31 protein-coding genes are annotated in these 24444 nt (G+C 65.2%); 17 read left to right on the top strand and 14 right to left on the bottom strand.

Features of this window, described 5'->3' with window-relative positions:
* Window positions 1–141 precede the first annotated feature (141 nt).
* Both Q8P46_03400 and Q8P46_03395 read left to right on the top strand, forming a co-directional pair.
* Complete coding sequence (locus Q8P46_03400) at window positions 142–336, top strand: zincin-like metallopeptidase domain-containing protein (protein ID MDP2619212.1); 195 nt, start codon at window positions 142–144, stop codon at window positions 334–336.
* A gap of 207 nt (window positions 337–543) precedes the next feature.
* Window positions 544–864: an ankyrin repeat domain-containing protein gene (locus Q8P46_03395; protein ID MDP2619211.1), complete on the top strand. Its 321-nt coding sequence runs from the start codon at window positions 544–546 to the stop codon at window positions 862–864.
* Window positions 865–957: 93 nt separating this feature from the next.
* Here the strand turns inward: Q8P46_03395 and Q8P46_03390 are convergent, their stop codons facing one another.
* Window positions 958–1224: a hypothetical protein gene (locus Q8P46_03390; GenBank protein MDP2619210.1), complete on the bottom strand. Its 267-nt coding sequence runs from the start codon at window positions 1222–1224 to the stop codon at window positions 958–960.
* Window positions 1225–1899: 675 nt separating this feature from the next.
* Here Q8P46_03390 and Q8P46_03385 point away from each other — a divergent pair.
* Complete coding sequence (locus Q8P46_03385) at window positions 1900–2145, top strand: hypothetical protein (GenBank protein MDP2619209.1); 246 nt, start codon at window positions 1900–1902, stop codon at window positions 2143–2145.
* Entirely contained in the window at window positions 2142–2411 is a 270-nt protein-coding gene (locus tag Q8P46_03380; protein MDP2619208.1) for a hypothetical protein, read from the top strand. The genes Q8P46_03385 and Q8P46_03380 overlap by 4 nt, the downstream gene beginning before the upstream one ends.
* 39 nt (window positions 2412–2450) lie before the next feature.
* Here the strand turns inward: Q8P46_03380 and Q8P46_03375 are convergent, their stop codons facing one another.
* The 6 genes from Q8P46_03375 to Q8P46_03350 form a co-directional block, all read right to left on the bottom strand.
* Window positions 2451–3329 (bottom strand): hypothetical protein, encoded by an 879-nt coding sequence (locus Q8P46_03375; protein ID MDP2619207.1) that lies wholly within the window; start codon window positions 3327–3329, stop codon window positions 2451–2453.
* Window positions 3330–3566: a hypothetical protein gene (locus Q8P46_03370; GenBank protein MDP2619206.1), complete on the bottom strand. Its 237-nt coding sequence runs from the start codon at window positions 3564–3566 to the stop codon at window positions 3330–3332.
* 48 nt (window positions 3567–3614) lie between these two features.
* On the bottom strand, window positions 3615–3863 hold the full coding sequence (locus Q8P46_03365) for a hypothetical protein (protein MDP2619205.1): 249 nt from the start codon (window positions 3861–3863) through the stop codon (window positions 3615–3617).
* Window positions 3864–3877: 14 nt separating this feature from the next.
* On the bottom strand, window positions 3878–4555 hold the full coding sequence (locus Q8P46_03360; protein MDP2619204.1) for a hypothetical protein: 678 nt from the start codon (window positions 4553–4555) through the stop codon (window positions 3878–3880).
* 95 nt (window positions 4556–4650) lie between these two features.
* The gene (locus tag Q8P46_03355) at window positions 4651–5307 is read right to left on the bottom strand and encodes a hypothetical protein (GenBank protein ID MDP2619203.1); all 657 of its coding nucleotides are present in this window, start codon (window positions 5305–5307) and stop codon (window positions 4651–4653) included.
* A gap of 44 nt (window positions 5308–5351) precedes the next feature.
* The gene (locus tag Q8P46_03350; protein ID MDP2619202.1) at window positions 5352–6647 is read right to left on the bottom strand and encodes a type IV secretory system conjugative DNA transfer family protein; all 1296 of its coding nucleotides are present in this window, start codon (window positions 6645–6647) and stop codon (window positions 5352–5354) included.
* Between the two features lie 730 nt (window positions 6648–7377).
* Here Q8P46_03350 and Q8P46_03345 point away from each other — a divergent pair.
* The 3 genes from Q8P46_03345 to Q8P46_03335 all read left to right on the top strand — a co-directional run bounded on the left by Q8P46_03345 (window position 7378) and on the right by Q8P46_03335 (window position 9407).
* Entirely contained in the window at window positions 7378–7764 is a 387-nt protein-coding gene (locus tag Q8P46_03345) for a MobC family plasmid mobilization relaxosome protein (protein ID MDP2619201.1), read from the top strand.
* Complete coding sequence (locus Q8P46_03340; GenBank protein ID MDP2619200.1) at window positions 7754–9037, top strand: relaxase/mobilization nuclease domain-containing protein; 1284 nt, start codon at window positions 7754–7756, stop codon at window positions 9035–9037. The genes Q8P46_03345 and Q8P46_03340 overlap by 11 nt, the downstream gene beginning before the upstream one ends.
* A 79-nt stretch (window positions 9038–9116) precedes the next feature.
* A complete protein-coding gene (locus Q8P46_03335; protein MDP2619199.1) occupies window positions 9117–9407 on the top strand; it encodes a hypothetical protein in 291 nt (96 codons plus the stop codon).
* A gap of 49 nt (window positions 9408–9456) precedes the next feature.
* Here Q8P46_03335 and Q8P46_03330 read toward each other — a convergent pair whose 3' ends face one another.
* A complete protein-coding gene (locus Q8P46_03330; protein MDP2619198.1) occupies window positions 9457–9651 on the bottom strand; it encodes a hypothetical protein in 195 nt (64 codons plus the stop codon).
* 789 nt (window positions 9652–10440) lie between these two features.
* Here Q8P46_03330 and Q8P46_03325 point away from each other — a divergent pair.
* The 4 genes from Q8P46_03325 to chrA (Q8P46_03310) all read left to right on the top strand — a co-directional run bounded on the left by Q8P46_03325 (window position 10441) and on the right by chrA (Q8P46_03310) (window position 15226).
* Window positions 10441–11568: a PQQ-dependent sugar dehydrogenase gene (locus tag Q8P46_03325; protein ID MDP2619197.1), complete on the top strand. Its 1128-nt coding sequence runs from the start codon at window positions 10441–10443 to the stop codon at window positions 11566–11568.
* A gap of 168 nt (window positions 11569–11736) precedes the next feature.
* The gene (locus tag Q8P46_03320) at window positions 11737–12561 is read left to right on the top strand and encodes a chromate resistance protein (protein MDP2619196.1); all 825 of its coding nucleotides are present in this window, start codon (window positions 11737–11739) and stop codon (window positions 12559–12561) included.
* Window positions 12558–13895: a chromate efflux transporter gene (gene chrA / locus Q8P46_03315; GenBank protein ID MDP2619195.1), complete on the top strand. Its 1338-nt coding sequence runs from the start codon at window positions 12558–12560 to the stop codon at window positions 13893–13895. Before Q8P46_03320 ends, chrA (Q8P46_03315) begins: the two co-directional genes overlap by 4 nt.
* 89 nt (window positions 13896–13984) lie before the next feature.
* Window positions 13985–15226 carry a chromate efflux transporter gene (chrA, locus tag Q8P46_03310; protein ID MDP2619194.1) on the top strand — a complete coding sequence of 414 codons (1242 nt, stop codon included), beginning with the start codon at window positions 13985–13987 and terminating at the stop codon, window positions 15224–15226.
* On the opposite strand, the gene Q8P46_03305 is transcribed toward chrA (Q8P46_03310), so the two are convergent.
* Together Q8P46_03305 and Q8P46_03300 are read right to left on the bottom strand one after the other, a co-directional pair.
* A complete protein-coding gene (locus Q8P46_03305; GenBank protein ID MDP2619193.1) occupies window positions 15173–16411 on the bottom strand; it encodes an FAD-dependent monooxygenase in 1239 nt (412 codons plus the stop codon). The genes chrA (Q8P46_03310) and Q8P46_03305 overlap by 54 nt on opposite strands.
* A gap of 35 nt (window positions 16412–16446) precedes the next feature.
* The gene (locus Q8P46_03300; protein ID MDP2619192.1) at window positions 16447–16689 is read right to left on the bottom strand and encodes a zinc-finger domain-containing protein; all 243 of its coding nucleotides are present in this window, start codon (window positions 16687–16689) and stop codon (window positions 16447–16449) included.
* Window positions 16690–16842: 153 nt separating this feature from the next.
* Here Q8P46_03300 and Q8P46_03295 point away from each other — a divergent pair, with 153 nt between their 5' ends.
* From Q8P46_03295 to Q8P46_03285, 3 genes are all read left to right on the top strand, one after another.
* Window positions 16843–17607 (top strand): alpha/beta fold hydrolase, encoded by a 765-nt coding sequence (locus Q8P46_03295; protein ID MDP2619191.1) that lies wholly within the window; start codon window positions 16843–16845, stop codon window positions 17605–17607.
* A 111-nt stretch (window positions 17608–17718) separates the two neighbouring features.
* Window positions 17719–18549, top strand: a complete 831-nt coding sequence (gene cysE / locus Q8P46_03290) for a serine O-acetyltransferase (protein ID MDP2619190.1) — start codon at window positions 17719–17721, stop codon at window positions 18547–18549.
* Window positions 18550–18612: 63 nt separating this feature from the next.
* The gene (locus tag Q8P46_03285; protein ID MDP2619189.1) at window positions 18613–18825 is read left to right on the top strand and encodes a DUF3126 family protein; all 213 of its coding nucleotides are present in this window, start codon (window positions 18613–18615) and stop codon (window positions 18823–18825) included.
* A 12-nt stretch (window positions 18826–18837) separates the two neighbouring features.
* Here the strand turns inward: Q8P46_03285 and Q8P46_03280 are convergent, their stop codons facing one another.
* Window positions 18838–19560: a hypothetical protein gene (locus tag Q8P46_03280; GenBank protein MDP2619188.1), complete on the bottom strand. Its 723-nt coding sequence runs from the start codon at window positions 19558–19560 to the stop codon at window positions 18838–18840.
* Window positions 19561–19732: 172 nt separating this feature from the next.
* Here Q8P46_03280 and Q8P46_03275 point away from each other — a divergent pair, with 172 nt between their 5' ends.
* The gene (locus Q8P46_03275; GenBank protein MDP2619187.1) at window positions 19733–20260 is read left to right on the top strand and encodes a gamma carbonic anhydrase family protein; all 528 of its coding nucleotides are present in this window, start codon (window positions 19733–19735) and stop codon (window positions 20258–20260) included.
* A gap of 147 nt (window positions 20261–20407) precedes the next feature.
* On the opposite strand, the gene Q8P46_03270 is transcribed toward Q8P46_03275, so the two are convergent.
* From Q8P46_03270 to Q8P46_03260, 3 genes are all read right to left on the bottom strand, one after another.
* Window positions 20408–21007, bottom strand: coding sequence for a transglutaminase-like cysteine peptidase (locus tag Q8P46_03270; protein MDP2619186.1), 600 nt, complete (start codon window positions 21005–21007; stop codon window positions 20408–20410).
* Window positions 21008–21293: 286 nt separating this feature from the next.
* Window positions 21294–21929 carry a PilZ domain-containing protein gene (locus tag Q8P46_03265; GenBank protein MDP2619185.1) on the bottom strand — a complete coding sequence of 212 codons (636 nt, stop codon included), beginning with the start codon at window positions 21927–21929 and terminating at the stop codon, window positions 21294–21296.
* Between the two features lie 230 nt (window positions 21930–22159).
* Window positions 22160–22771 (bottom strand): PAS domain-containing protein, encoded by a 612-nt coding sequence (locus Q8P46_03260; protein MDP2619184.1) that lies wholly within the window; start codon window positions 22769–22771, stop codon window positions 22160–22162.
* Between the two features lie 353 nt (window positions 22772–23124).
* On the opposite strand from Q8P46_03260, the gene Q8P46_03255 reads away from it, so the two are divergent.
* Window positions 23125–23916 (top strand): rhomboid family intramembrane serine protease, encoded by a 792-nt coding sequence (locus tag Q8P46_03255; GenBank protein ID MDP2619183.1) that lies wholly within the window; start codon window positions 23125–23127, stop codon window positions 23914–23916.
* Between the two features lie 150 nt (window positions 23917–24066).
* The coding region (locus Q8P46_03250; GenBank protein MDP2619182.1) for a CBS domain-containing protein at window positions 24067–24444 on the top strand (378 nt) is incomplete at its 3' end.

Genomic DNA, 24444 nt, shown 5'->3' with positions numbered 1-24444 from the left:
GGTGACAGGAATTGTTGGGAGCTTCCCGATGGTTCGGTGTCCGCATCGGGCTCATTTGAGACCTTCGCCGCGCCAAACATCAACGTCTCCTGCATGCTAAATTGCGCATTTCAAGCTTGACTGTCAGGATATGTCGCCGAGCTGGGCGCGGCGTTCCTGTGCGCCGATCTCGATCTGACGCCGGAGCCGCGCGAAGATCACGCCGCTTATATTGCCTCATGGCTTGCCGTGATGCGCGGCGATCGCCGGGCGATTTTTTCCGCCGCCGCCCATGCGCAGCGCGCCGCCGATTATCTGCACGCCATGCAGCCGCAGGCGCGGGCCGCCGCCGCATGAAACGGCTTACCTCATAGCGGGGAGGGAAGGGCGCGCTAGAAAGGCTGCGGCCCGCAGGGCGGCGTATGCTTGGATTGGCTGCGCGCAAGATTAAAAGCGCTTTGCCAAAAAATTGACAGGTATATAAAAACGTGGTTCTTAGTAATTCTTTAATAATTATTATAATAATACTTAAAGACAACAAAAAAGATACAGGGAGACAACAAATTGAAACGATCCAACCAACAGCTGCGGCGTGCAGTTTTGCTCGAAGCCGCCCGCTCCGGCCATGCCCACCTTGTCCAAAGGGCATTGCTGGAAGACAACAATAACGCGCTGGCCGATATCGACGATGCCCTCATACGGGCAGCGGCCAACGGCCACAGCGCTATCGTCAAGATGCTAACCAACGCGGGGGCCAACATCCACACCCGCCAGGACGCCGCCGTCTGGTCCGCCGCGGCAAACGGCCATGGCGAAATAGTCAAATTGCTCGAACACGAGGCGGCCCGGCGGGACGCCTGTCGCCGCACCATCAGGGGAATTTGAACCGCCGCCTTCCGCCCGCAGAGTGCTTGCAGCCGGAGGCGCAGGCCGTCGCGGCATGAGGCAAGCCGCCTCATGCCAGGAAGCACGGCCGCGCTAGAAAGGCGACGGCCCGCACGGCGCCGGTTTGCTTGGCGGCTGCGCGTAAACCTGGCGCTTGCGGCGGCGCTCTTTTTCCCGGCGCCGCCGGTTATCGTCGATGACGATAATCCAGAGCAGCATCCAGAATGTGTTCGATCCCTGATCGGGGAAGGTTGCGCGGGCGAAGGCGGGGCTGAGCGGTTGCATGGTTTTTTTCCTCTTTGCTTCAAGGCCCGGACGATCCGGTCCTTTCATGCCGCCACGGAAAAGCAGGCAGGACACCGGACGCACCCGCAGGGCCGTAACGTGAGAGAAGGAGCTGCATCGCGCCGTCGCGGAGCAAAGGCGGATCACGCTTGCGTCTGGAATCTGTCCCGCCTGCCAAAACCGTGGTCTGAAAGGTCCGGCGGCTCGGGCCGGCATAGAGGAAGAAAACGCACACCGCGATTGCCCTGCCGGCAGCCCCGGCAATCTCCCGCACGGCTCGATCCGGTAACGCTGCCGGGTCACACGCGCCCGCCGTGGCAGCGGCGCGGAACCGCGCTCCCGCGCATCCGCAGGACTGGCCCCCGGTACGGACCGGGCAGCATGACAGTTTCGGGCAGGCGCGCGCGCCGGTGCATTCCGTGCCGCGCCGCGTGTCCAGAATGTCCGCCCTTGTTCGCGGCGTTCAGCAAGGCGTTATGAAAGGGGTTCTTTCCGCCGCGCGGCTATCCGGCTTGCGCGCTTTGTTTTTAATGACGCGCCGCTTTCTCCTTTTTTTGTGGCGTCGGACTGATCCCTCATAGCCAGCCAGAAATGCCCGATCTTTAGCGCAGCGCGGTCCTGATGGCCGCAACTTGCTTTGTCGGTTCCCCCTGAAGGTTCCCCCCAACAATGCGTTGCGCCCGGCCCGCCGCCCCGCCGGCGACAGGGCAAGGCTGGCATGGGGTCAGCCCGAGCAAAAGGAGAAAGACAATGGCACGTAAACAAAGCAACGGCGCAAACCGGACCCGCGAGGCGAAAGCCCCGTCATTCATCGCCTGGAACGTCACCGACAAGGGCGAAAAGTCCGTCTGGACCCGCGTCGGCGCGGCATGGACGCACAAGGACGGCGACGGCCTCACCCTTCAACTGGAAATGCTGCACGTCAACGGGCGGCTGGTCCTGCGCAAGCCCGGCATCGAAGCCGATCCGGCCACCGCAACGGAGGCGGGCGCGTGAGCGCCCCCCTTACCTACCGCGCGCGCTGGCAGGGCATCGCCCTGTCAGTCACGCACACACCGGGTTGGCTCGGAGCCGAAATCGACCATATCGAAATCCAGAGCGATGGCCGCGCGCCCCTGCCGGTCACGGAAACCGGCTACAGGTCGCGCTTTATGTCCGCCGAGGATCTGGCCGCGCACGAAAGCCCGGTCGCGTTCGTCCTGCTGTGGCTGGACGACGCGGCAAGCGAAGGCTGGCTTGGAGCGCAGCTTTCGCTGTTTTGATTATGCAACTTGCATAAGCAAGTCAGCGGCGCGGCCCGGTCATTTCCAGCCGTGCCGCTTTTTTATCAGCTCCCGCGCCGCGTTGACGGACTGCGCCTGTTCCTTTGTCCCTCCCGCCAGATCAGGATGAACGGCCTGCATCGCCCGGCGATAGTGCTTGTTGAAGGTGGAGCGCGTGACATGCCCCTCGCGCAGTTTTAGCAGCGTCAGCGCGGCCTCGTATGTTTCGGGGATTATCTCGCTATAGCCGCCCGTCTTTGCCCTGTGGCGCTCTCGCTCGGCCCGCTCTCGCGCTTCCCGCGCCTGTCTCTCGGGGCGTTCCCTTTCCGCGCGTCTGGCCCTTTCCCGCGCTTCCCGTTCTCGCCGCTCTCTCTCGGCCTCCGCCTCACGAACCCGCCTGTAGTAATCTTTCATCGCGGCGTCGTATTGCGCCCACTCTTTCGGGACCGGACGAAAGTCCTCCTCTGACAAGGCCCTGCCATTGAAAATATCGTTTTCCTCGCTCGTATCATTCTCGTAACTGCCGCCCGATTGCCGTATCCACTTCTCCATAACCGGCCCCGTCCTTTCGAGGTGCCTTGCGAGCTGCGTCCTCATGACCCGCCGCAGAATCGCCGCCTCTTTTTTCTCCCGCCATCTTTTCACGGCGACGACCGGAGCCACCGGCGGCACGAGCACCACCAGCAGCCACCAAGACGAAACATCGAGAGCGAGAAACAGCTTTAGGCCCTGCCACCACAGCAGCGGGCAGCCGATCAGCAAATAATAGCCTTCGGCCCACCGGAGCAGGACGAGCTTGCGCGGAACCCTTCGCTCTTTTCTTTGGTAGTAGGCCTGCGGCGGCTTCGGGTAATAATTGCTCGTATCATCCGGGCCATAAAGCGCCCGATCAACAAGACCGATCAGCACGCCGCGCAATTAGCCTTCCTTCGCTTTCGGAGGACGCCCCCGGCGCGCCTTCGCCCCGTCCTTGACATCGACGTTCAAACCATGCGCCCTGGCGATCTTTTGAATCTCGCGCAGCGCCTCGGCTTTGCGCTCTTTCTCGCGCCCCGCCAGTATGTCGCTCGCTTTTTTCATGACCGCCCGCAGATCGGAATCCGCCAGCCGGTCCAGCCCGGCAATGACGCCCGCGCTCGCCTCGGTTTCGCTCATGGAAAAGTCTCCTGTTCGCAATTCCGGCTTGCCGCCGTGGCGGCAAGCCTATTCATCGTACGGCCACCCGGCCTTGCTTGTTTCAAGCCAGTCCTCATAGTTGTCGAGCAATCCCCGTACCGCCGCCATGTCCCCGAAAGCGAGGTATCTGAGCGCGTCCTGCAGGATCAGCTCGCCCGCGTTCCTGCACGGCGGCGAAAGTCCCTCGCCCTTGGCCTCGATATGGTGGACCGCCTGGATCGCGTTACACAGCAACCGGATCGCGTCGCCCGGTTCCAGTTCGTGCCGCTTTGCCATGTCAGTGCCCGATGTCAGTCCAGGGGCGGCTTGATGCCGCCGCCTGTTTGGGGTTTCACCGTTGGCGCGCCCGTCCCGCCGGTCGTCGCGCCCGCGCCTTTTTCCATCGCCCACAGCATCGCTTGCCGGACCTCGAACAGCGAATTGCGGCTGGGAAATTCGGCTCGGGTTATGAGCACGACCTTTTCACCGCCGCCAGCACCGAACCAGCCAACAAGGCAATGCTGCTTCTCGGCAACGCGCGGACTTTTTTCGCCTTTCATCTGGCGGTTCAGCCGCGCCAGTTCCGCGTCCGGGTGATCCTCGACCGTCAGGTTTGCCAGCCGCGATAACTGTTGCTGCCCGTCGATCTTGCCGTTTCGAAAAACCGCCAGCCGGTCCGCGCCGAAATCCAGCTCGATCGTTCTGCTGATTGTCCACGGCTGCTTGAATGTGGCGAAAAAGGCGACCCACGCGGCCAGGATGCCAAGCACAAGCCATCCCTGCGGGAGCGCGGCGCCGACATTGACCGCCAGGACGCTTGCGCCCATCAGCAGGAAAGCGCCGCCCACAATCAGAACGGTCGTTCCGGCGTCCGTCACAAATTCCTTTTGGCTGAAGGCGACGCTCATCACCGGCCCGGACGGCCCGTCGCGCCGGTAAACCGCGACGCGCGAGAAATCCGTCTGCGTGCTGATCCGCTGGCCCATCATGGCCTCGCACCCTTCGCCCCGGCCCCCGGCGTCACCGCCGAGATCGCGTCTGCCGGTTCCAGTTCGTGCCGCTTTGCCATGTCAGGGCCGCTCCGTCAGTCAAGGGGTGGTTTGATGCCGTGGTCGCCCCCGGTTATTTTCATTTGCGGCGCAGCGCCTCTTGCCTGTTCACGCGCCCATTCAATCGCCTGCCGGACCTCGAACAGCGAGTCGCGGTTCGGCCATTCGGCGCGCGACAGCAGCAGGACTTTTTCCGCCCCGGCGACGCCGAACCAGCCGAACAGGCAGTGTGTCTTTTCGGCGTCCGTCAGCCGCGTCTGTTTGCGCTCCTGCCGCCGCATCCGGTGAACTTCGACCTCCGGGTGCGGCTCGACCGTCAGGCTTGCAAGCCGCGATAATTGCCGCTCGACGCTCACCGTGCCGCCCATCAGCACCCGCAGCCTGTCCGCGCCCGGTTCAAGCTCGATGATCCGGTTAAGCGTTCGCAGACTCTTGAATTTCATGAACCCCCAGGCATAGGCCCCGAGGATCGCCGCCGCCGAAATGCCCCACGGAATCCCGATCTCATCGCCTACGCCGATTCCCGCAAACAGGAAGAACGGGAAACCGACAAAAAGAACGGCAAAAATCAGATTGGCGGGTGCGTTCGCCAGCCAGCCCGCTTCCGGTAAAAGCCTGTCCACAAATTCGTGATTTCTGAACACGATCCGAAACAAAGGCCCGGTTGCCCGCGTCTGCTCGAATACCGCCACGGTCGGAAAATCCTCCCGCGTGCTGATCCGGGTTCCGAACGCGTTCACGGGCGCAAGCCCGCGAATGCCTTGTGCTTGTCGTAAAAGGCGCGTTGCAGGATCATCGGCGCGAAATCCCCCCGGATAATCAGCTGGCGCAATTGCGTATCGGCGCGGCCAAAGACCAGGGCGATTTCATCCGGTTCCAGAATCGCCGTCGTGCGCGGCGCGTAGCTTTGCCCGGTTGCGCCCGCGCCGGCAGCGCCGGGCGTGACGTGCGCGCCGGAAAGCTGCTCTATCGTCGTCGAGCCGAGCCGCTTTGACACCCATTCCAGCGTCGTCAGGTCGTTATTGCCGAAGAATTGCAACACGCCCGCATTGCCCAAGAAGGTTTCCCACCGATCTTTATAAAGCGCCTTGAGCTGCCCCAAATCCTGCAACACCGGCCACAGCTTGACCCCGTAACCGGCGATCTGCCCCGCCGCGTCCTCGATCTGGCGCATATGCCCGAGCGTGGCGAACTCATCGAGGACGAACAGCACGGGACAACCAGCAGCAGGCCGCCCCGACGTTTTTTCCATCGCCTGCAAGGCCAGATTCACGAACAGCCGCAGCCAGCGGCCACAAGTGCCCATGTGCCGCCCCGGCAGGCACAGATAGACGGTCATTCTGCCCGTTTTCAGCGCGGCCAGGTCGAAGCCCTCGCCCCGCAGCGAGGCTTCGATTTCCGGGAAGGACAACGCCCGCAAATGCCGCCTTGCCGTCGAGAGCACCGAATCCCGCTCGCGCTCCGGGCGGTCGAACAAATCCGCCGCCGCGCGCCTGACCGCCGCTTCGGCGCTGTTGCGCATCAAGCCTTCAAGCACGCTCAGGCCGGTGTGCGCTTCCTCTTTTTCGTCCGTAAAGCTTTCCCCTTGCGCGATCAGGTCGCGCACGCTCACCAGATCGCGGCTGCCCTTGAACCGCTCCGCCGTGGCGACTTCCAGAATCACGCCCTCGATAAAAGTGCGCGCCGACTCATCCCAATGGGGATCGTTGCCAGCCGGGATTACCAGGGCGTCGGTAATCAACACGGCGTCCTCCACCAGCGAGCGCTCAGTGTCGGCGGACAGCTCCGCGTCCTGGGCCGGCGCGCACATGAAGGCGAGCGGGTTAAACCCGGTGCGGTACTTTTTCAGCGCGTCTTTCGTGGTGCCGAAGGGATCGAGAACGCAGACTTTTTGGCCAAGCTTTTCCGCGCGCACCGTGGCGGTGGCAAGGGCCAGCTCGCCCTTGGGATCGATGGCGAGCACCGAGCCTTCGTAGCGCAGCATGTTCGGGATGATGGCCGCGCGGCCTTTGCCCGCCCGGCTTCCGGCGATGGTGATGACGTGGCGATCATCGGCGACGCCGATTTCAGCGCCGCCTTGCGCGTAACGCTCGCCGGTCGCCTTGTCGCGCTCGATCCCGGCCCCGATCACCCCGAGAAAGAGCTTTTCGGGTGAGTAGCGCAGCGAAGCGGAATGCGCGATTCCCTGCGGGTCTTCGAACGACGAGGCGGGCGGTTCCATGTCCCGTGGCGTAAGGCCGGGAACGCCGCGCGTCAGTCCTGAGAAAATCCCCCGCATGGCGGGTCACTGTACCCAACCACGGCCAGCAGCGAAACCCGTCCGCGCGGCATACAGCCGTATGTGGCTGGCATCACTCCTTTAACCCGTTGTTCAGAGCCATGTGTCAGGCTAGGAATAGGCGGGTAGCAAGATATGTTTTTGTAATACAAAAACTCTTGCCAGGGGTGAGATTGCACTCTCCCCCTGGACCCCCATTGCAAGCGGCCTGTAGGCCGCTGCGGGAGCCCTTCCCGCCCTGTCCTCCATAGCCCGGAGGGCGACGGAGGAACCCTGCCCCCGTTCCGCCGGGGGATCACGGCCCGCCTACGCCAAGAGGCTTCGGGCGGACAGGCCAAAGGGCGCTCCGCTGCCCCTTGGAACCCAGGGCCAAAGGGCTTTCGCGCCCCTTGGAGCCCACGACCGGGGGGAGATTTCGCCTCTGCCCCCGGACCCCCAACGACCAAGGGCGCAGCCCTTGGAACCGCGAAAGGAGGGTGTGCACATGGCGCGGCCGAAAAAACAACCCGCCGAGCTGAGAACCGAGCTTCTCCAGCTCAGGCTCACCGTCGCCGAGCGCTTCGAGATCGCGGAAGCCGCCGCCGCCGCTGGTATGACCGACACTGCATACGCCCGTATGCAGGCGCTCAAGGGCCGCGTTGTTATTCGCGAGCACACCACCCTGGACCACGCCGCTTTCGACCAGCTCCGGCGCATCGGCGTCAACCTGAACCAGCTTACCCGCCTTGCCAACGCCACCGGTGAAATGCCCCCGAAATTATCGGGGTTATTCGCCGAACTTGACGCCTTTTTGTCGCGCGAGCTGTCCGGTCATGGTCCCGGCCCGACCGGCACCCCGCCCCGGCCAGGGGGGCTTGCCGATGGTCCCTAAGGTCGCCGCCAAGGGTGCAAGCTTCAAGGGCGCGGGCCTTTATTATCTGCACGATAAAAAGGCCGCTACGGCGGAGCGCGTCGCTTTCACCCATACCGAAAACCTGCCGACCGATCAGGCCGAACTGGCGCTGCGCTATATGGCCTATACGGCCATGCGGCAGGATCAGCTAAAGGCGGCGGCGGGCGTGGCGATGACGGGCCGCAAGCTGACGCAGACCGTCTATGCCTACAGCCTGTCATGGGCGCCGGACGAGGCCCCCGAACGCGAAGAAATGATCGAGGCGGCGCGCGAAACATTAAAGGCGCTTGGCCTTGATTCCCATGAAACGCTGATGGTGTCGCACAACGACGAGCCGCATCCGCATATTCACGTCATCGTCAACCGCGTCCACCCGGAAACCGGCCTTGCGGCCAAAGTGGCCTGCGACCACCTGGTCCTGTCGCGCTGGGCCGAGGAATACGAGCGCCAGCAGGGGCAAATCCGCTGCGACGAGCGTGTGGAAAACAATAAGCGCCGCCGCGAGCTGAAAGCCCGCAACGACAACGGTTTTGTCAAACACAAGAAAAGCCGCGACAAGGCCGCGCATCACCGCGCCCGCAAGGACCAACTCAAAGCCGCGTTCGCGCGCCGCGACATCGAAGGCAAGAATCTTTCCGCCCATCACAAGGGGCAGCGCGCATGGCTTTACGATGAAAAAGAGCGCCACGTCGCGCAGCAGCGGCTGGACATCCGCGCGGCGAACAAGCCGAAATGGGCGGCGCTGTACAAGCGCCAGAAGCAAGAGCAAAAGCAGCTCCGTGAGGCGCAGCGCACGGCCTTTTCGCGGCTGCGCTATTTCGTCAAAACCCGCCCTAAATCCGAGCGCGGATTCGTTGCGGGCGCGATCCGCTCGCTGTTTGGCCGGTCGCAATTCGACAAGCAGCTTGCCGCCCGCCAGGAGAGCGAGCGCAAGGCGCTGGCCGCGCGGATCACGCAGCAGACCCGGCAGGCCGTGGCGCACGAAAGCAAGCACTACCGGGCCGAGCTGGACACGCTGAAACAGCTACAGTCGGGCGATACCGCCGCGCTGCGCGATGCGCACACGCAAGAGAGCAAAGAACTGGCACGGCAGCTCAAGGAAGAAGCCGACGCCGACAGGTTCGAAAAGGAAGTGGAAAAAGAGCTGCCGCCGAAGGCCAAGGAAGAATTTCGCAAGCGCGTCGGCGATACGATCCGCAAGGCGAAAAAACGCGACGAGCGCGGCAAAGGAAACGGCCGCGAGCGCGAATAGATATTAACCGCGCCTTAAAATCATGCACGTTAGAATAGCAGTATTAGGTAAAAAACAATTTGCGGATTAGAGGTGACACATGAAAGGAAAATATGGCGGGCCGATGCCCGTAAATGAGTTCTATCAGGCGCTTTACGAGGACAAGGCCGGGTTTTTCGAGAGGCTCGGCATTACGCATGTGCGGGCGGCGTACCTGTATTTTACGCCCTGCGATGAAAGCGGCGAGCCGGTCACGATCCGCGACAAGAGCGGCAGACCGATGGACGGCTATGTCGGCGCTGGCGGCTACCGCAGCGCCGCCGACGCCTACGACAGGGCGAGCGCCGCCCCGCTTGAGGCGCGGCCCCTGTTCCGGCCCCCCAATCTTTGAAAACTGCCCAGGGCAGAGCCGCCGGGCGAAGCGCCCGGCGGCAGCGGGGCTACAAGCCCGGCACGGTGCATCGAAGGTGCCGGACGGCCCGCGCCCGGCTGATATTTTGCAGGCTGGCGATGACGCTCCGCCGTCCCGGCGTGCCGGGGTCGGTCACGGCCAGCGCTTGCGAGGCCATATGGAACAGCACCGCCAGTTCGGCGTCGGTGCGGCTGGTCAGGTCAATGTCGGTTATCAGTTTCATTGTTGTGTCCTCCTTTTTTGTTCGGGTTGTGAGGACCGCATCACGCGCGGCGCCCCGAAGCACCCGCAGGGCCGCAACGGGTCAGTGAAGGAGCTGAATCGCGCCGTAGCGGAGCAAAGGCGGATCACGCTTGCCCCTTTGGCGCTCGCGTAGCGTTTCGAGCAAAAGACCGGACGAAAATTGTGGACATGACGGTGATGCTGATTGACCGGCGTTGCACCGGGCAGACGCCGCCGCCCGCACGGCGGGGGATGGACCGTATGCGCTGCAAGCAGAGCGCTGGCCGTGTCAGGCTCCGGCCTCGCGCCGGGCCGGCAGGACGACGGCAGGCATGGAAATTCAGGCGGGCGCGGGCCGGTCGCACGCCCGGAAACGAACCGTTCCGGCTTTGCCGCTGCAAGCTTCCTGAGGGCGTTTTCCCGGCCTATGATGGCGGGGAGCCGCCGGGGCGGCGAATCGGCCTCAGCGGCGCTCCATGGCCGCCAAAAAAGGGCCGGATTTTTCACAGTTTCTTACACATTCACGGGACCGGCGCTGAAAAGCGCTTAATTCGCAATCGCTTGGGTTATCCCCGCAAGGACTTAAAATCCCTTGGGGGGTAACCCCCGTGCGGGTTCGACTCCCGCCGCCCGCACCAGATCTCACCGAGGTTCCCATCTCAAAAGAAAATCTTCGTGGCGCGGTTCGATTCGCGCCACGGCGTTATTTGCGGGCGTCGCGGGCCGGATTAAGATGGCTCGCCAAGATCGTGTTTCTAATTGCAAATTTGGAAATAGGAGGGAAACGAACATGGCAAGCACCAAATCCGGCCTCTTCGGCGGGCTTCTGGCAGTGGCCATCGGGCTTGCGGGCGCCGCGGCGTCGGCGCAGGAGACGCACCCGATCCTGTCGCGGATCAAGCTGCCGCCGGGCTTCAAGATCTCGATCTTCGCCGAGGTGCCCAAGGCACGCTCGCTGGTGGTCGGCAAGCCGCTGAGCACCATCTTTGTCGGTTCGCGGCACGGAACCATCCATTCGCTGCGCGACACCGACCTCGACGGCATCGCCGACGAGGTGCTGAAGCGGGCCGACGGCCTCAAGGTGCCGAACGGCATCGCCTATCTGAACAGCCAGCTCTACGTCGTCCAGCAGGACCGCGTCTCCTTCTGGCCGGTGCCGGCGGAGTTCGACACATCGTTGCCGATCGAGCCGCTGATCGACATCAAGACCGACCTACCGGACAAGTTTCTGCATGGCTGGCGCTACGCCAAGTTCGGCCCCGACAACAAGCTCTATGTCGGCATCGGCTCGCCCTGCAACATCTGCGAGCCGCAAGGGCTCGAAGGCAGCATCATCCGCATGAGCCCGGACGGCTCGGACGTGGAAACGATCGCGCGCGGGGTGCGCAATTCGGTCGGCTTCGACTGGCACCCGGTCACCAACGAACTGTTCTTCACCGACAAAGGTGCCGACGGCATGGGCGACGATATTCCGCCCGACGAACTCAACCACGTCACGACGCTCGGCCGGCATTACGGCTTTCCTTTCCTCGGCGGCAAGTCGGTGAAGCTGACGGGTTTCGAGGACAAGGAGGCGCCGGCCGACGCCGTCGCGCCGGTCGTCGAGTTCCAGGCCCATAGCGCCAATCTCGGCATCCATTTCTATCGCGGCGGGATGTTCCCGGCCGAGTACAGGAACGACGCCTTCGTCGCCCAGCACGGCTCCTGGAACCGCACCGAGCCGGTCGGCTACCAGATCATGCGGGTCCGGTTCGAGGAGAACGGCAAGGCGGTCGACAAGGAGGTCTTCGCCGAAGGCTGGCTGAAGGAGGGCGCGGCCGTCGGCCGCCCGGTCGACATTACCGAGCTTGCCGACGGATCGCTTCTGGTCTCCGACGATTTCGCCGGCTTGATCTACCGGATCTCCTACGGCGAGTGACGAGAGGCGCCGCCCGGCCGCGGAGACGCGGAAGGGCGCGTCTTTCCGCTTCCGGCCCGCGGGCGATGCTGGTAAACTCAATGGGTCGGGGTTGCGGCAGTCTCCCGGCGACCCAAGGCGCCAGCGCCCAAGCACTGCCTGATGCTCCTTGCAAGGGAGGATTGGGCCATGGCGCACATTCCCAACGCGATTTCCCCTGAAGACCTTCTTTCCGGCATCGGGACACCGTTTGCACCGATGCTGATCGACGTTCGCCGCGAAGAGGCGTGGCGCGAAGCGGCGACGATGATCCCGGCGGCCCTCAGGCGTCCCCATACCGGGTCGGAGGAGTGGAGCCGACCGCTGGATGCGAACCGGGACATCGTCGTCTATTGTGGGCACGGCCGTGAGGTGAGCCAGAGTGCCGCCGCCGCGCTCAGGGCCGCCGGCAAGCGCGCGGCCTATTTGAGCGGCGGCATCGAAGCCTATATTGCGCTCGGCGGTCCGCTTGTGGCCAAGGAGGGTCTGCCTGACCGGGACTGGACGGCGCCGACGCGCTGGGTGACGCGGGAAAAGCCCAAGATCGACCGTATCGCCTGCCCGTGGCTGATCCGCCGCTTCATCGATCCCGATGCCCGAATCTTCTTCGTCGCCGCCGAGCATGTGCTCGCCGCGGCCGACGAGCTTTCGGCCATCCCCTTCGACGTGCCCGACACCGATTTCAGCCACGAGGGCGAGCTTTGCAGCTTCGATGCGTTCATCGCCCGTTTCGGGCTCTCCCACGCTCCGCTCGACGCCGTCGCCGACATCGTGCGCGGCGCGGATACCGGCCGCTTCGAGCTGGCGCCGCAGGCGGCGGGCCTCGCCGCGCTCTCTTTCGGCCTGTCGGCGCTGCATGACAGCGACGAGGCGGCGGTCGAGGCCGGCGTGACGGTCTACGACGCGCTCTATGCCTGGGCGGCGCGGGCGCGGGCGGAGACCCATGGCTGGCCGCCGGCGGGACTTGCGGCATGAGCGAGGGGGCCGGAATGCCGCCGGTCTCCTTCGCGGAGGCATCGCGTATCTGGCTCAAGGTCGGGCTGATTTCCTTCGGCGGGCCGGCCGGGCAGATCGCGCTGATGCACCGCATTCTGGTCGACGAGCGCGGCTGGCTCAAGGAACGGCAATTCCTCACCGCGCTCAACTATTGCATGCTGCTGCCGGGCCCGGAGGCGCAGCAGCTTGCGACCTATGCGGGCTGGCTCATGCACGGCATTCGCGGCGGCCTTGTCGCCGGCACCCTGTTCGTGCTGCCGGGCGCGCTGGTGCTGCTGGTGTTGAGCGCCATCTATGCGCTGTATGGCGAGACCGGGCTCGTCGCCGGCCTGTTCTACGGCGTCAAGGCGGCGGTTCTGGCGATCGTCGTCGAGGCGCTCTTACGCATCGCCCGGCGTATCTTGAAGGCGCCGCCGCTGTTCGCCATCGCGGCGGCGGCCTTCATCCTCATCTTCTTCTTCGCCGTTCCGTTTCCGGCGATCGTGCTCGGCGCCGGGCTGTTCGGCTATCTGCTCGGCCGGCGGTATCCGGAAAGCTTCGCCGCCGGCCACGAGGCGCCGGCCGACGCCAGCCCCGGCGGCGCCAACCCCTCCTGGCGGCGGGCGCTGACGCTGGTGGGCGTGTTCGGGCTTGCCTGGTTCGGCCCGCTCGCGGCCATCGCGCTATGGACCGGGGGCGAGAGCGTGTTTCTCGCCGAAGGGCTGTTTTTCTCCAAGATGGCGGTCGTCACCTTCGGCGGCGCCTATGCGGTGCTGGCCTATGTGGCGCAGCAGGCGGTGGAGAACTATGGCTGGCTTCAGCCCGGCGAGATGCTGGACGGACTGGGCCTGGCCGAGACGACGCCGGGACCGCTCATCCTTGTTCTGCAGTTCGTCGGATTTGTCGCGGCCTTCCGCCACGCCACCGGCTTCGATCCGCTGATCGCCGGCCTGCTCGGCGCCGGAATCACCCTCTGGGTGACATTCGTGCCCTGTTTTCTGTGGATTTTTCTCGGCGCGCCCTACATCGAGCGGATCGGCCACAACCGGGCGCTCGCCGCGGCGCTGTCGGCGATCACCGCCGCGGTGGTCGGCGTCGTCCTCAACCTCGCGGTGTGGTTCGCCCTGCACGTGGTCTTCTCGATCGTCGACGAGACGGCGATCGGCCCGCTGCGGCTGTTCGTGCCCGATCCTGCGAGCCTCGATCCGGCGGCGCTGGCGCTGGTGGCGATCGCTCTTGTCGCCGCCTTCCGCTTGCATTTCGGTTTGCTGCCGCTGCTCGTCATGATGGCGGGGCTGGGTCTGGGGTTGCACCTGCTCGGCTTTGTCGGATAGCGCCGTCACGCACTCCACGCTTGACCGGGCGGCGCGTCGATGGTCGTTTCTCGATATCGAAAGTCGATCTCGGAAGAACAGGCCCGCCCATGAACGACGCGGTCGAAGCCCGGACCACGGGCAAGCCATCCCGGCGCCAATCCGTCGCGAGCGTCTTTCTCGCTTTCCTTAAGCTCGGTCTCACCTCCTTCGGCGGGCCGGTCGCGCATTTCGGCTATTTACACGAGGCTTTCGTCGTTCGCCGCCGCTGGATCGACGAGCGCGCCTATGCCGATCTCCTGGCGCTCTGCCAGTTCCTTCCCGGCCCCGCATCGAGCCAGGTCGGCATCGGCATCGGACTCGCCAAGGCGGGGCTGCCAGGCGCGCTCGCGGCCTGGTTCGCCTTCACCATGCCGTCGGCGCTTGCGCTGTTGGCTTTCGGCTATGGTGTGGTGGAATTCCGCGAGGCGATCCCCGGCGGCGTGCTCCATGGCCTCAAGGTGGTCGCCGTCGCGGTCGTCGCCCAAGCGGTCTGGGGCATGGCGCGGAGCCTCACTCCGGACGCGCCGCGCGTCACGCTCGCCGTCGCCGCCGCCGCGGCCGTTCTCGCGTCGCCGACGCCGCTTGCCCAGGTGGGGGTGATCGTTGCCGGCGGATTGGCGGGGCTTTTGTTCCTGCGCACGAAGGTGGACCCGCGCCACGTCTCGCTCGGCATCGACGTCCGCCGGAGCGTGGCGGTGGCTTCGCTCCTCTTGTTCTTCGCCTTGCTGATCGGACTGCCGCTCGCCGCGGCCGCCGTTCCGTCGCAGGTTCTGGCGCTTGTCGACAGCTTCTACCGTTCCGGCTCGCTGGTCTTCGGCGGCGGCCATGTCGTGCTGCCGCTGCTCCAATCCGAGGTGGTGCCGCCGGGCTGGGTGTCGAACGACGCCTTCCTCGCCGGCTACGGCGCCGCGCAGGCGGTGCCGGGACCGCTGTTCACCTTCGCCGCCTATCTCGGTGCGGTGATGGGGCCGGAACCCAATGGATGGCTGGGAGCGGCGATCACCCTTGTCGCCATCTTTTTGCCGTCCATTCTGCTGGTCGTCGGCACGCTGCCCTTCTGGGATGCGCTTCGCCACCTGCGGCTCGTCCAGAAGGCGCTTGTCGGCGTCAACGCCGCCGTGGTGGGCCTATTGCTCGCCGCCCTTTACAATCCGGTCTGGACCAGCGGCATCCTTGCGCCCGGCGACTTCGCCCTGGCGCTTGCCGCCTTCACGCTGCTGGTTTTCTGGAAGGTGCCGCCCTGGCTGGTGGTCATCCTAACGGCTGTCGGCGGCTGGGGGCTCCAGCTGCTGGCCGGCCTCGGCAGCTAGATCGTTCGCCGGGCGCCAGGAATAGATCCAGTCCTGGCGCGCGGCAAAGGCGGCCGGCGACAGGAGGTGGAGAGCGGTATCGCGGAAGAAGGCGGCCAGCCTTCCCAGATGGAAGATGCGCCCGTTGCGCCGCGCCTGGCGTTGCAGGCGGGCTGTGCGCTGGCCGCGCTGCTCCTGATAGCGGCCGAACGCCGCCGCCGGGTCATCGGGCGTCCGGGCGAGCGCGGCGGAGAGGACCGCCGCGTCCTCGATCGCCATGGCGCCGCCCTGGGCGATGAAGGGAAGCGTGGGATGCACCGCGTCGCCGATCAGCGTCACCCGGCCCTTGCTCCAGCGCCGCGCCGGCGGCCGGTCGTAGAGGGCATAGCGCTGCCAGCCGGCAATCGCGTCTATGAGCTCCCGCGCGGGCCTGGCCCAGTCCCGGTAGTAGGGGCTGAGCGCCTCCGCGGCGGCGTCCTCGCCCCAGCCGGGCGGCGGCTCGGCATCCGAGACGATGGCGACGACGTTGACCGTCCTGCCGCCGCGCACCGGGTAATGCACCAGATGGGCGTGCGGCCCGAGCCATAGGCCGGACGCATTTTCCGCGATGATTTCGGCGACGTCGGCCGGGTCGACGAGACCCCGCCAGGCGACATAGCCGGTAAAGCGCGGCTCTCCGTCGCCGAGAAGCCTCGCCCGCACCGCCGAGCGCACCCCGTCGGCGCCGATAAGACCAGCGGCCTCGTAAACCTCGCCGCCGGCGGTCATGACGCGCATGCCGGCCCGGTCGGCCGAAAATCCGGCGACTTCCTGGTTCAGGCACAGCTCGATGCGGCTTTCCGCGGCAACGGCGGCCAGCAGCACCGCCTGCAAATCGCCGCGGTGGATGACCCAATAGGGCGCGCCGTAGCGTACGCGCGCCGCCTCGCCGAGCGGCATGGCGGCTAGAATCCGCCCCGTGGGGCCGGAGCGGACAATGAGCGCCTGCGGGCTGGCGACGGAGGATTGCAGCGCCTGCTCCAGCCCGAGCGAGATCAGCACCCGCGCGGCATTGGGCGAGAGCTGGATGCCGGCGCCGATCTCGGAAAGCCTTTCGGCGCGCTCCAGAATGGTCGCGGCAATGCCGCGCCGGGCAAGCACCAGCGCCGCGGTCAGCCCGGCGATGCCGGCACCGGCGATGAGGACGCGCGGTTTGGCGGCGGCCATGCGTGCTCTCGTGCGCCTCGCCTCGCACCAGCCCGCTAGGCGCCGGTCTCGTGGCGGCACTCCGTCGGGTCGGCGCCGTCCGCCGGCAGCGAGCCGCGGTACTTGTAGAGGGTCGAGCAATAGGGGCAGACGATCTCCGCCTCGTCGCCCATGTCGAGATAGACATGCGGGTGGTCGTGCGGCGGGGATGCGCCGATGCATTGGAACTCCTTGGCGCCGATATGGATCACCGGCAGGCCCGGATCGTTGTGGAAATGCGGTATGCCTTTGTCTGCCATAGCTTTTTCCCCGCGCGTCTGGGATCGCCGAACGCATTTGACCATAGCCTCCGGCCCTTGCATTTGGTAGGGGCAATGTGGCCAGAGCATGCTCTAGCGGCGCGACCGGGCGGCGCAGGTATCCTGGAACGTGATCGAACCCTTTCTACCGCCATGCGCCACTTCAATTCCGACGGGATCGACATCGCCTATCTCGACGAAACCCCGGACGAGGGGCCGGGCGAGCCGATCCTATTGATTCACGGATTTGCGTCCAATTCGCGGCGCAACTGGGTCGGCACCGGCTGGCTGACGGCGTTGAGAAATGCCGGACGCCGCGTCGTCGCCCATGACAATCGCGGTCACGGCGAAAGCGAGAAGCTCTACGATCGCGCTTCTTACGGCTCGCCGCTGATGGCCGAGGACGCGCGCCGGCTGCTCGATTACCTGGAGATCGCGCGGGCCGACGTGATGGGCTATTCGATGGGCGCGCGGATTGCCGCGTTTCTGGCGCTGCACCACCCGGATCGGGTGCGCGGGCTCATTTTTGGCGGCCTCGGCATCGGCATGGTGCGCGGCGTCGGCGGCCCGCAGCCGATCATCCGGGCGCTCGAGGCGGCGCGCGCCGAGGATGTCGTCGATCCGGTCGCGCGCGCCTTCAGGACCTTCGCCGATCAGAGCCAGGGCGACCTCAAGGCGCTTGCCGCCTGCATGGGTTCGGCGCGGCAGAAGATCTCAGAAGAGGAGATCGGACGGCTGAGACAGCCGGTTCTGGTGGCCGTCGGCAGCGAGGACAGGATCGCGGGTTCGCCGCATCAGCTGGCGGCCCTGATCGCCAACGCCGAGGTACTGATCGTGCCGCGCCGCGACCACATTACGGCGATCGGCGACAAGGCCTTCAAGGAGGGGGTGCTGGATTTTCTCGCCCGCCGGCCCTAAATGCAGTCCGAGGACAAGACTTCGTTATGGCCGGGCGTTCTATGTTAGGCTTTGCCGGATGTTGGACGGGCGGGCGTGCACCCTCGGGCGGTGCCCGCAAAGGAGCGAAAGATGGCAAATAGCGGTACGCCGCGACGCAAGGCCGTCAATGTAAGCGCCTGTGACCCGGTGTGGGCGCAGGTGCGCGCGGAGGCCGAGGAGATCGCCGCCAAGGAGCCCGGCATGGCCGGCTTCATAATCCAGACGGTCCTCAACGAAAAGACCCTGGAGGAGGCGGTCTGTCATCGCGTCGCCAACCGGCTCGACCATGGCGATGTCAGCGGCACGCTGATCCGCCAGGCCTTCGAGGAAGTGCTGGAGGAGGATCCGGAGATCGGCGCCGCGTTCCGCGCCGATATCGCCGCCGTCTACGACCGCGATCCGGCGTGCCACCGCTTCATCGAGCCGATCCTCTATTTCAAGGGCTTCCACGCCATCCAGACCCACCGCTTCGCACACCGGCTGTGGAAGGCGGGTCGCAAGGACTTCGCCTATTATCTGCAGAGCCGGGCCTCGGAGGTGCTGCAGGTCGACATCCACCCCGCGGTCCCGATCGGACGCGGCATCATGCTCGACCACGCGCACGGCCTGGTGGTCGGCGAAACCGCGGTGATCGAGGACGACGTGTCGATCCTGCAGGGCGTGACGCTGGGCGGCACCGGCAAGGTCGACGGCGACCGGCACCCGAAGATCCGCCGCGGCGTGCTGATCGGCGCCGGCGCCCAGATTCTCGGCAACATCGAGATCGGTGCCTGCTCGCGGGTCGCCTCGGGCTCGGTGGTGCTGCGCGACGTGCCGCCGAACGTGACCGTGGTCGGGGTGCCCGCCAAGATCGTCGGCAAGACCGAGGGCTCGGAGCCGTCGCGGGCCATGGACCAGATGTTGTCGAACGAAACCGACTAGACCGGCCGGGACGGACGGCGGCCGGAACAAGGCTCCGCTGATCGATTCGCGGGAGACAGCGACGTGGATGCACAGGAAGTCGAGCGCCTGCAAAAATACCTTCGCCGCACCTTCAAGCTGCCCGAGATGCGCGTGGTGGCGCGGGCGAAGAAGGACGATTCGGCGGAGGTGTTCATCGGCGATGAATTCATCGGCGTGCTGTTCCGCGACGAGGAGGACGGCGAGCTGTCCTACTCCTTCCAAATGGCGATCTTGGAGTTCGACCTGGAGGAATGAGTGGGGCGGCTGCTATCGGCCGGCCCGTTGGCGAAATTGCGCGATGAGCGCGGCAACCGCGGCGTCGATCTCGCGCCACTGAGCGAGCCGGTCCTTGCGGAAACGGTATTCGACCTGAAGTTCCGGCGACAGGGCCAGCCGCCGCAAGCAAATCGCCGGCGCAGGACTGTTCGTTTCGGATCCGCAACGAATCAGGAAGACCTGACCACCGGCGTTTCCGGCGTCCGCGGGGGCGGATTCGTAAAACAGGGTCTCACCGCCATAGCCGGACGAGCGCGCCAGCCGGCGGCCGACGAGGCCGTCGGGCCCGGCGAACTCCTCGCCTTCGAAGAAGGGGCGGTAGATGCGCTCAAGGCGCGTCCTGGCGGACACCGGATCGTCGCCGGCGATGAGCGCGAGATGAAGCCCCGGGCCGCCGGGTGCGGCTTCAAATCCCGGTAGCCGCCGCCAACCCACGACCAAGCCGATGCGCGCCGTCTGCACGGTCTGAGACCCGCCGGCGGCGCCCGGCGGGAAGCGAACGAGATCGGCCGGCACGGCAAAGACCTCGCCGGCAACGCTCAAGCGCAACGGCCGCATGCTCGCGGCGCTCGGCGCGGCATGCTGCGCCACCTGCCAAACGTCGCGCGCAAGCCGCAGCCCGCTCAGGCTCGCAGCCGCGCCGAGCAGCGTAATCAGGAGCAACAGCGCGCTTGCCCATCGCGGGGCGATCAAGCGCAGGTTGGGGTGGCGCATGATGGGTCCGGGGATCGCTCAATCTTCGCTCCCAGCAAGGCGCCCCAGGGTTAATTTTGCATTAAGCCCGCGCGTCCGGTTGCACCCGAGCTGCCATTTCAGCGCTTCCGGCCCTTGCCATCGGCGCCCCGTTTGCCGCATGAAGCAGGTGGCCGGCAGCGAAGGAGGCCACATGGCGGTTTACGAACTCGACGGCATCGGACCGGAGCTCCCGGAAGACGATCGCTATTGGATCGCGCCGACGGCGACGGTCATCGGTCGCGTCAGGATCGGGATCGATGCGAATGTCTGGTGGGGCAGCGTCGTACGCGGCGACAATGAGCTCATCGATATCGGCGCCGGCACCAATATCCAGGACAATTGCACACTGCACACCGATCCGGGCTTCGTGCTCAAGGTCGGCGCCAACGCCACCGTCGGCCACGCCGCCATCCTGCATGGCTGCGTCATCGGCGCCAACGCTCTGATCGGCATGGGCGCGGCGGTGCTCAATGGCGCGCGCGTCGGCCGCAAGGCGATCCTCGGCGCCAACGCGCTGGTCGCCGAAGGCAAGGAGATCCCCGATATGACATTGGCCCTCGGCTCTCCGGCGCGGGTGGTGCGAAAGATCACCGAGGAGGAAAGCGCCTTCCTCGACGGCGTCGCCCGGATCTATATCGCCAAGTGGCAGCGCTACCGCAAAGGCCTGCGGGCGCTTTAGAGTTTCCGCGCCGGCCGAAAACTTACAAGAGCTCCGGAGAAAAAGAGTGGAGCCGGCCCTGGGGGGAAGGCCGGCTCCTTGCCGAATCCGGTCTGGGTGGGGATGGGGAGGTGGGACGCGACCGGATCCGAAACCTGTGTCTGCCGCCTACTTTGCCGCCACCGGGCCGCTCGGCGCCGGGAGCAGCGGGTCATCGCGGCGCAGCGATACCCAGTGCAGCGGATCGGATTGTGATTGGCGCTTCTGGAACTGATAGGGCGTTTCGCGCCAGTTGAGGATCTCAAAGGTCTTGTTGTCGAGAACGAAATCGCCGCGATCGGTGGCGACGGTCAGGACCGCGTGACCGAGATTGTTTTCGTCGAGCACCACGGTGATCAGGAGCGCGGAGGCCGGCCAGCCATGCTCGATCAGCATGCGCTTCTTTGCCAGCACATAGTCCTCGCAGTCGCCGCTGCCTTCGGGATAGGCCCAAAATTCGTTCGTCTTGTAGAGATCGAGATCGGTGACCGGCACGACCGTCACATTGACGGTGGTATTGATGACGTTGAGCTGCTCCCAGCGCTGCGCGGTGAGGCGCGGGCGCGGTGCAGCCGGCGTTTTCGCCGCGCACTCCGGGAATTGGCGGCGACAGAAGGACACGTAGCCGCCCGGCGGCTGGGTCGGGTCGAAGACGCGCATCGTCGCCTGCGCCACGTCCTGACCCGGGGTACGGATGGCTTCCGTGGCGGAAACCGATTCCGGCGCCAAGCTTATCGCCCCGGCAGCCAATAATAGTCTTAAGACCAGATGCCTCATTGAAGCCCCATTTATTCAGCGAGGGCTACAATGACAGAAAAGATTTTCTTAGTATCTAAGTCGTCTGGTGTTGTTTTATTAGAATACCAGGCCGGATATTTTCACTCCATTAACTATAAACGCAACTGATTCTTCGGCGCTGGCGATTATACTGGAGCTTGATTCATTCAAAGGGGCCCAATCCGGGCCTTAGAGCGGTTCATGGTTATAGGGAATCGATTCGATGGGCTAAGTCGGTTCATCCGGCCAAGGCGATTTCGCCGCCGCCGCTGCGTTCGGCCTTGAGGCGCTCGACGATCCGCTTTGGGTCCTGCACGTCGGAAAACTGGACGGCGACGCCTTCGGCAAAGTGGCGCACGACCCGCGCTCGCATCCGGCCGAGCGTCACTTCGGTGCCCAGCGCCGGACGGACCTGGATGGCCACCGCCGCGCCGCTGATCGACATGTCGATAACCCGGCAGGCATAGGTGCGGCCATCCGGCAGCTTGATGCGGGAATACGGATTGCGCGGCTGGACGCGCTCATGGCGACGATCCTCGGGCATGCCAAGGGTGGTGCGATTGGCGAGCCAGGTGAGCTGGTTGGCCAGCTTGTCGCGCTTGCGCTGTGTGGCGTTGATGGCGATGGCGAAGCCGCCGTCGAAATTGCGCACGATCTTGCCCTCGACGCGGCCGATCTCGTCGATATAGGCGATGACGCGCTCGCCGGGCTCGCCAACGACGGCGGTGATCAGCGCCGCGCCGCCGGCCGACATGTTGATGACCTGGCAGGGATACTCCTCGCCACTGGCGAGCATGAATCGGCCCAGCAGATTGACCCGCACGCGTCGATGCCGCCGCTTCTCTTCGTTCAGAGGCAGTTTGTGCGCGAGCATGGCTCTCCGGGCCTTGGGCGCGGGGCAAGGTCCTGATCGGTCCTTACCACGCCGCTGGAAGATGAGCTCAATTCAGCGGGATCGTAAGGGTTAAAGAGTAAACAGAGCGTTAGAGGCGTGGTCTTTGGAGCGAAGACTTGCAGTATTTTGATACGCCGCCGCACGTCACCGGCCAAAAAAAGCGCGTTTGCAGCATTCTGCCGTCCTCGGATCAACTGGGGGAGGAGGGGCTAATTTCCGTCCAATCCGCCGGCGTAGACGGACAGATGCCCGACCCTGCGCACTTGCTCCCGCGAATCGGAGGGGGCCTCGGCTGGCTCCGCTGGCGGCGATGAAGCATGATCCGGGTTCATGTCGAGCCTATGGCTGGCGCGCAGCCCCAATCTGATCAGCGGCACGGCGCCGAGCCACACCGGCAGCTCGAAAGGCACCATGGCGCCCAACGCTCGGGCGACTTCCGTGCCGCCCATGGTCAGCGGCAGTAGGATCATCTCGCCGCCGGTCTCATAGTCGCTTTCCGTGTATCCGTGCCAGCTGATGACGTGACAGGCGGTCTCCGTGCGCATGGACTGGAAGGCTGCGGCAATTGCCTCCCGGTCGTGCATGCACCACAGGTCGAGAAAATCGGCGCCCTTCAACTCACGGTTGAACAACAGGCACATGCGGGTGCCGGCAAGGCGGAACGGAGTGCAAGGCGGCCGGTCGCATTCCAGGATGAAGGTATCACCGAGAATTCCGTGGATGTCCGACGGCTCGATGTCCGCGCGGCTCGGGGTGGACCGCGCGACATCGCGGCAGCGGCGCCAATAGTTGTACAAGGCACGCGTCGTTCGGTGTTCCATAAGTTCATGCCACCCATCTGTCCTTTGTCTAGGCCTGAGCCTCGACGGGACACCTGTACGGTCTTGGTACAGTCGCCGGAGCCGTTTCGCGGGCTCAGCCCGGTTCGGAGCACGAGGCGTGCCAGCGACGGCGTGCGCGGCAAAATGGCTCACCCTGCGGGCAGCATGGGGGCCGATGAGGCATGAAATGAGGGAGGCGCGGGGAAAGGGGCGAGATTTACAGTTATTGCGATGGGTCGAGCCGATTTGACCCGTCAAACGGTCCCATTTGACCGGCGCATGCGCTTGCCGCGGCGCAAGACGATGCTCGTGAAGTGGTTCCATAAGGCCAGATCTTGCTCTATGTACAAATGATGACCAGGACGAGTCCGCCTGCCTTCAATGCGCCGCCCGTCGTGATCGCGCTGCTTGCCGCGATCATCCTGGTGCATTTGGTCAGAAGCGTGCTGCCGGAGGAGCTCGATTTCGAGCTCATCGTCACTTTTGCCTTCATCCCGGCGCGGTTCGGCGGCCCGCACGGCGAGCTGGGGCTGCCAGGGGGAGTGGCCGCCGACATCTGGACCTGGTTCAGCTATGCCGCTCTCCACGCCGACGGCTTCCATCTCACCATCAATTCGATCTGGTTCCTGGCTTTCGGCAGCCCCGTGGCGCGGCGGTTCGGAATGGCGCACTTCTTGGGGCTGAGCGCGGCTGCGGCGGCCGCCGGCGCGGGCGCGCACCTGGTTTCCAATTGGGGCGGGCTGGCGCCGATGATCGGCGCTTCGGCGGTGGTTTCGGCCTACATGGGAGCAGCGATCCGCTTCGTCTTCGACCCCCGCATTGGGCTCGGCGGCTTGGCAAGCGGATACGAGCGCGTCGTGCATGCGCCGGCGCTGCCGCTGTTGCAGGCGCTGCGCAATCGAACCGTGCTCGCCTTTCTCATCGTCTGGTTCGGGGTCAATTTCCTATTCGGCGTCGGCGCCGAGGAAGCTCCCGGCGTCAACGGCATCGTCGCCTGGCAGGCCCATATCGGCGGCTTTCTGTTCGGGCTTCTGGGTTTCCGGCTGTTCGATCCGGTGGGGCGCTCGAAAGCCGGCGACCTGAGCGCGCGATCCACGCATCTGCGCGTTATCGATGCCGGTGGCGAAGAGGACGAACGGCTTTAGGGAGGCGTCAAGTCGCGACGCGGCGAGCTTGCGCGCGGCGGCGTAACGTCGCATCATCGGCATTTGTGCAGGCGGCGCGGCGGCTGAGATCGCCTGCGTCCGGCCTTTTCCGGATAAGACTTGGGCGGCAGCAGCAAGGGAGGCATGCAAATGACCGTTGCGGCCATTCTTAACGAAAAGGGACGAAACGTCGTGACGGCCAACCCCGGCGATTTGCTCGCCGACGTGTGCGCCGTCCTGGCGGAGAAACGCATCGGCGCGATCGTCGTTACCGATCGGTCGGCCGGCGCAAAGGGCATCATGTCGGAACGCGACGTGGTGCGCGCCATCGCCCGCGAGGGGGCGGCCGCGCTCGCCAAGCCGGTCAGTACGCTCATGACCCGCGAGGTTGTCTCCTGCAGCGAGGAAGACACCAATGCCACCCTCATGGCCAAGATGACCGAGGGCAAGTTCCGTCACATGCCGGTGTTGCGCGGCAATCGGCTGGTTGGCATCGTGTCGATCGGCGACGTGGTCAAGCGCCGCATC

The sequence above is a fragment of the Hyphomicrobiales bacterium genome (assembly GCA_030688605.1).
In the GTDB taxonomy this organism is placed as follows: Bacteria; Pseudomonadota; Alphaproteobacteria; order Rhizobiales; family NORP267; genus JAUYJB01.
This window is presented reverse-complemented; position numbering and strand designations above follow the sequence as displayed.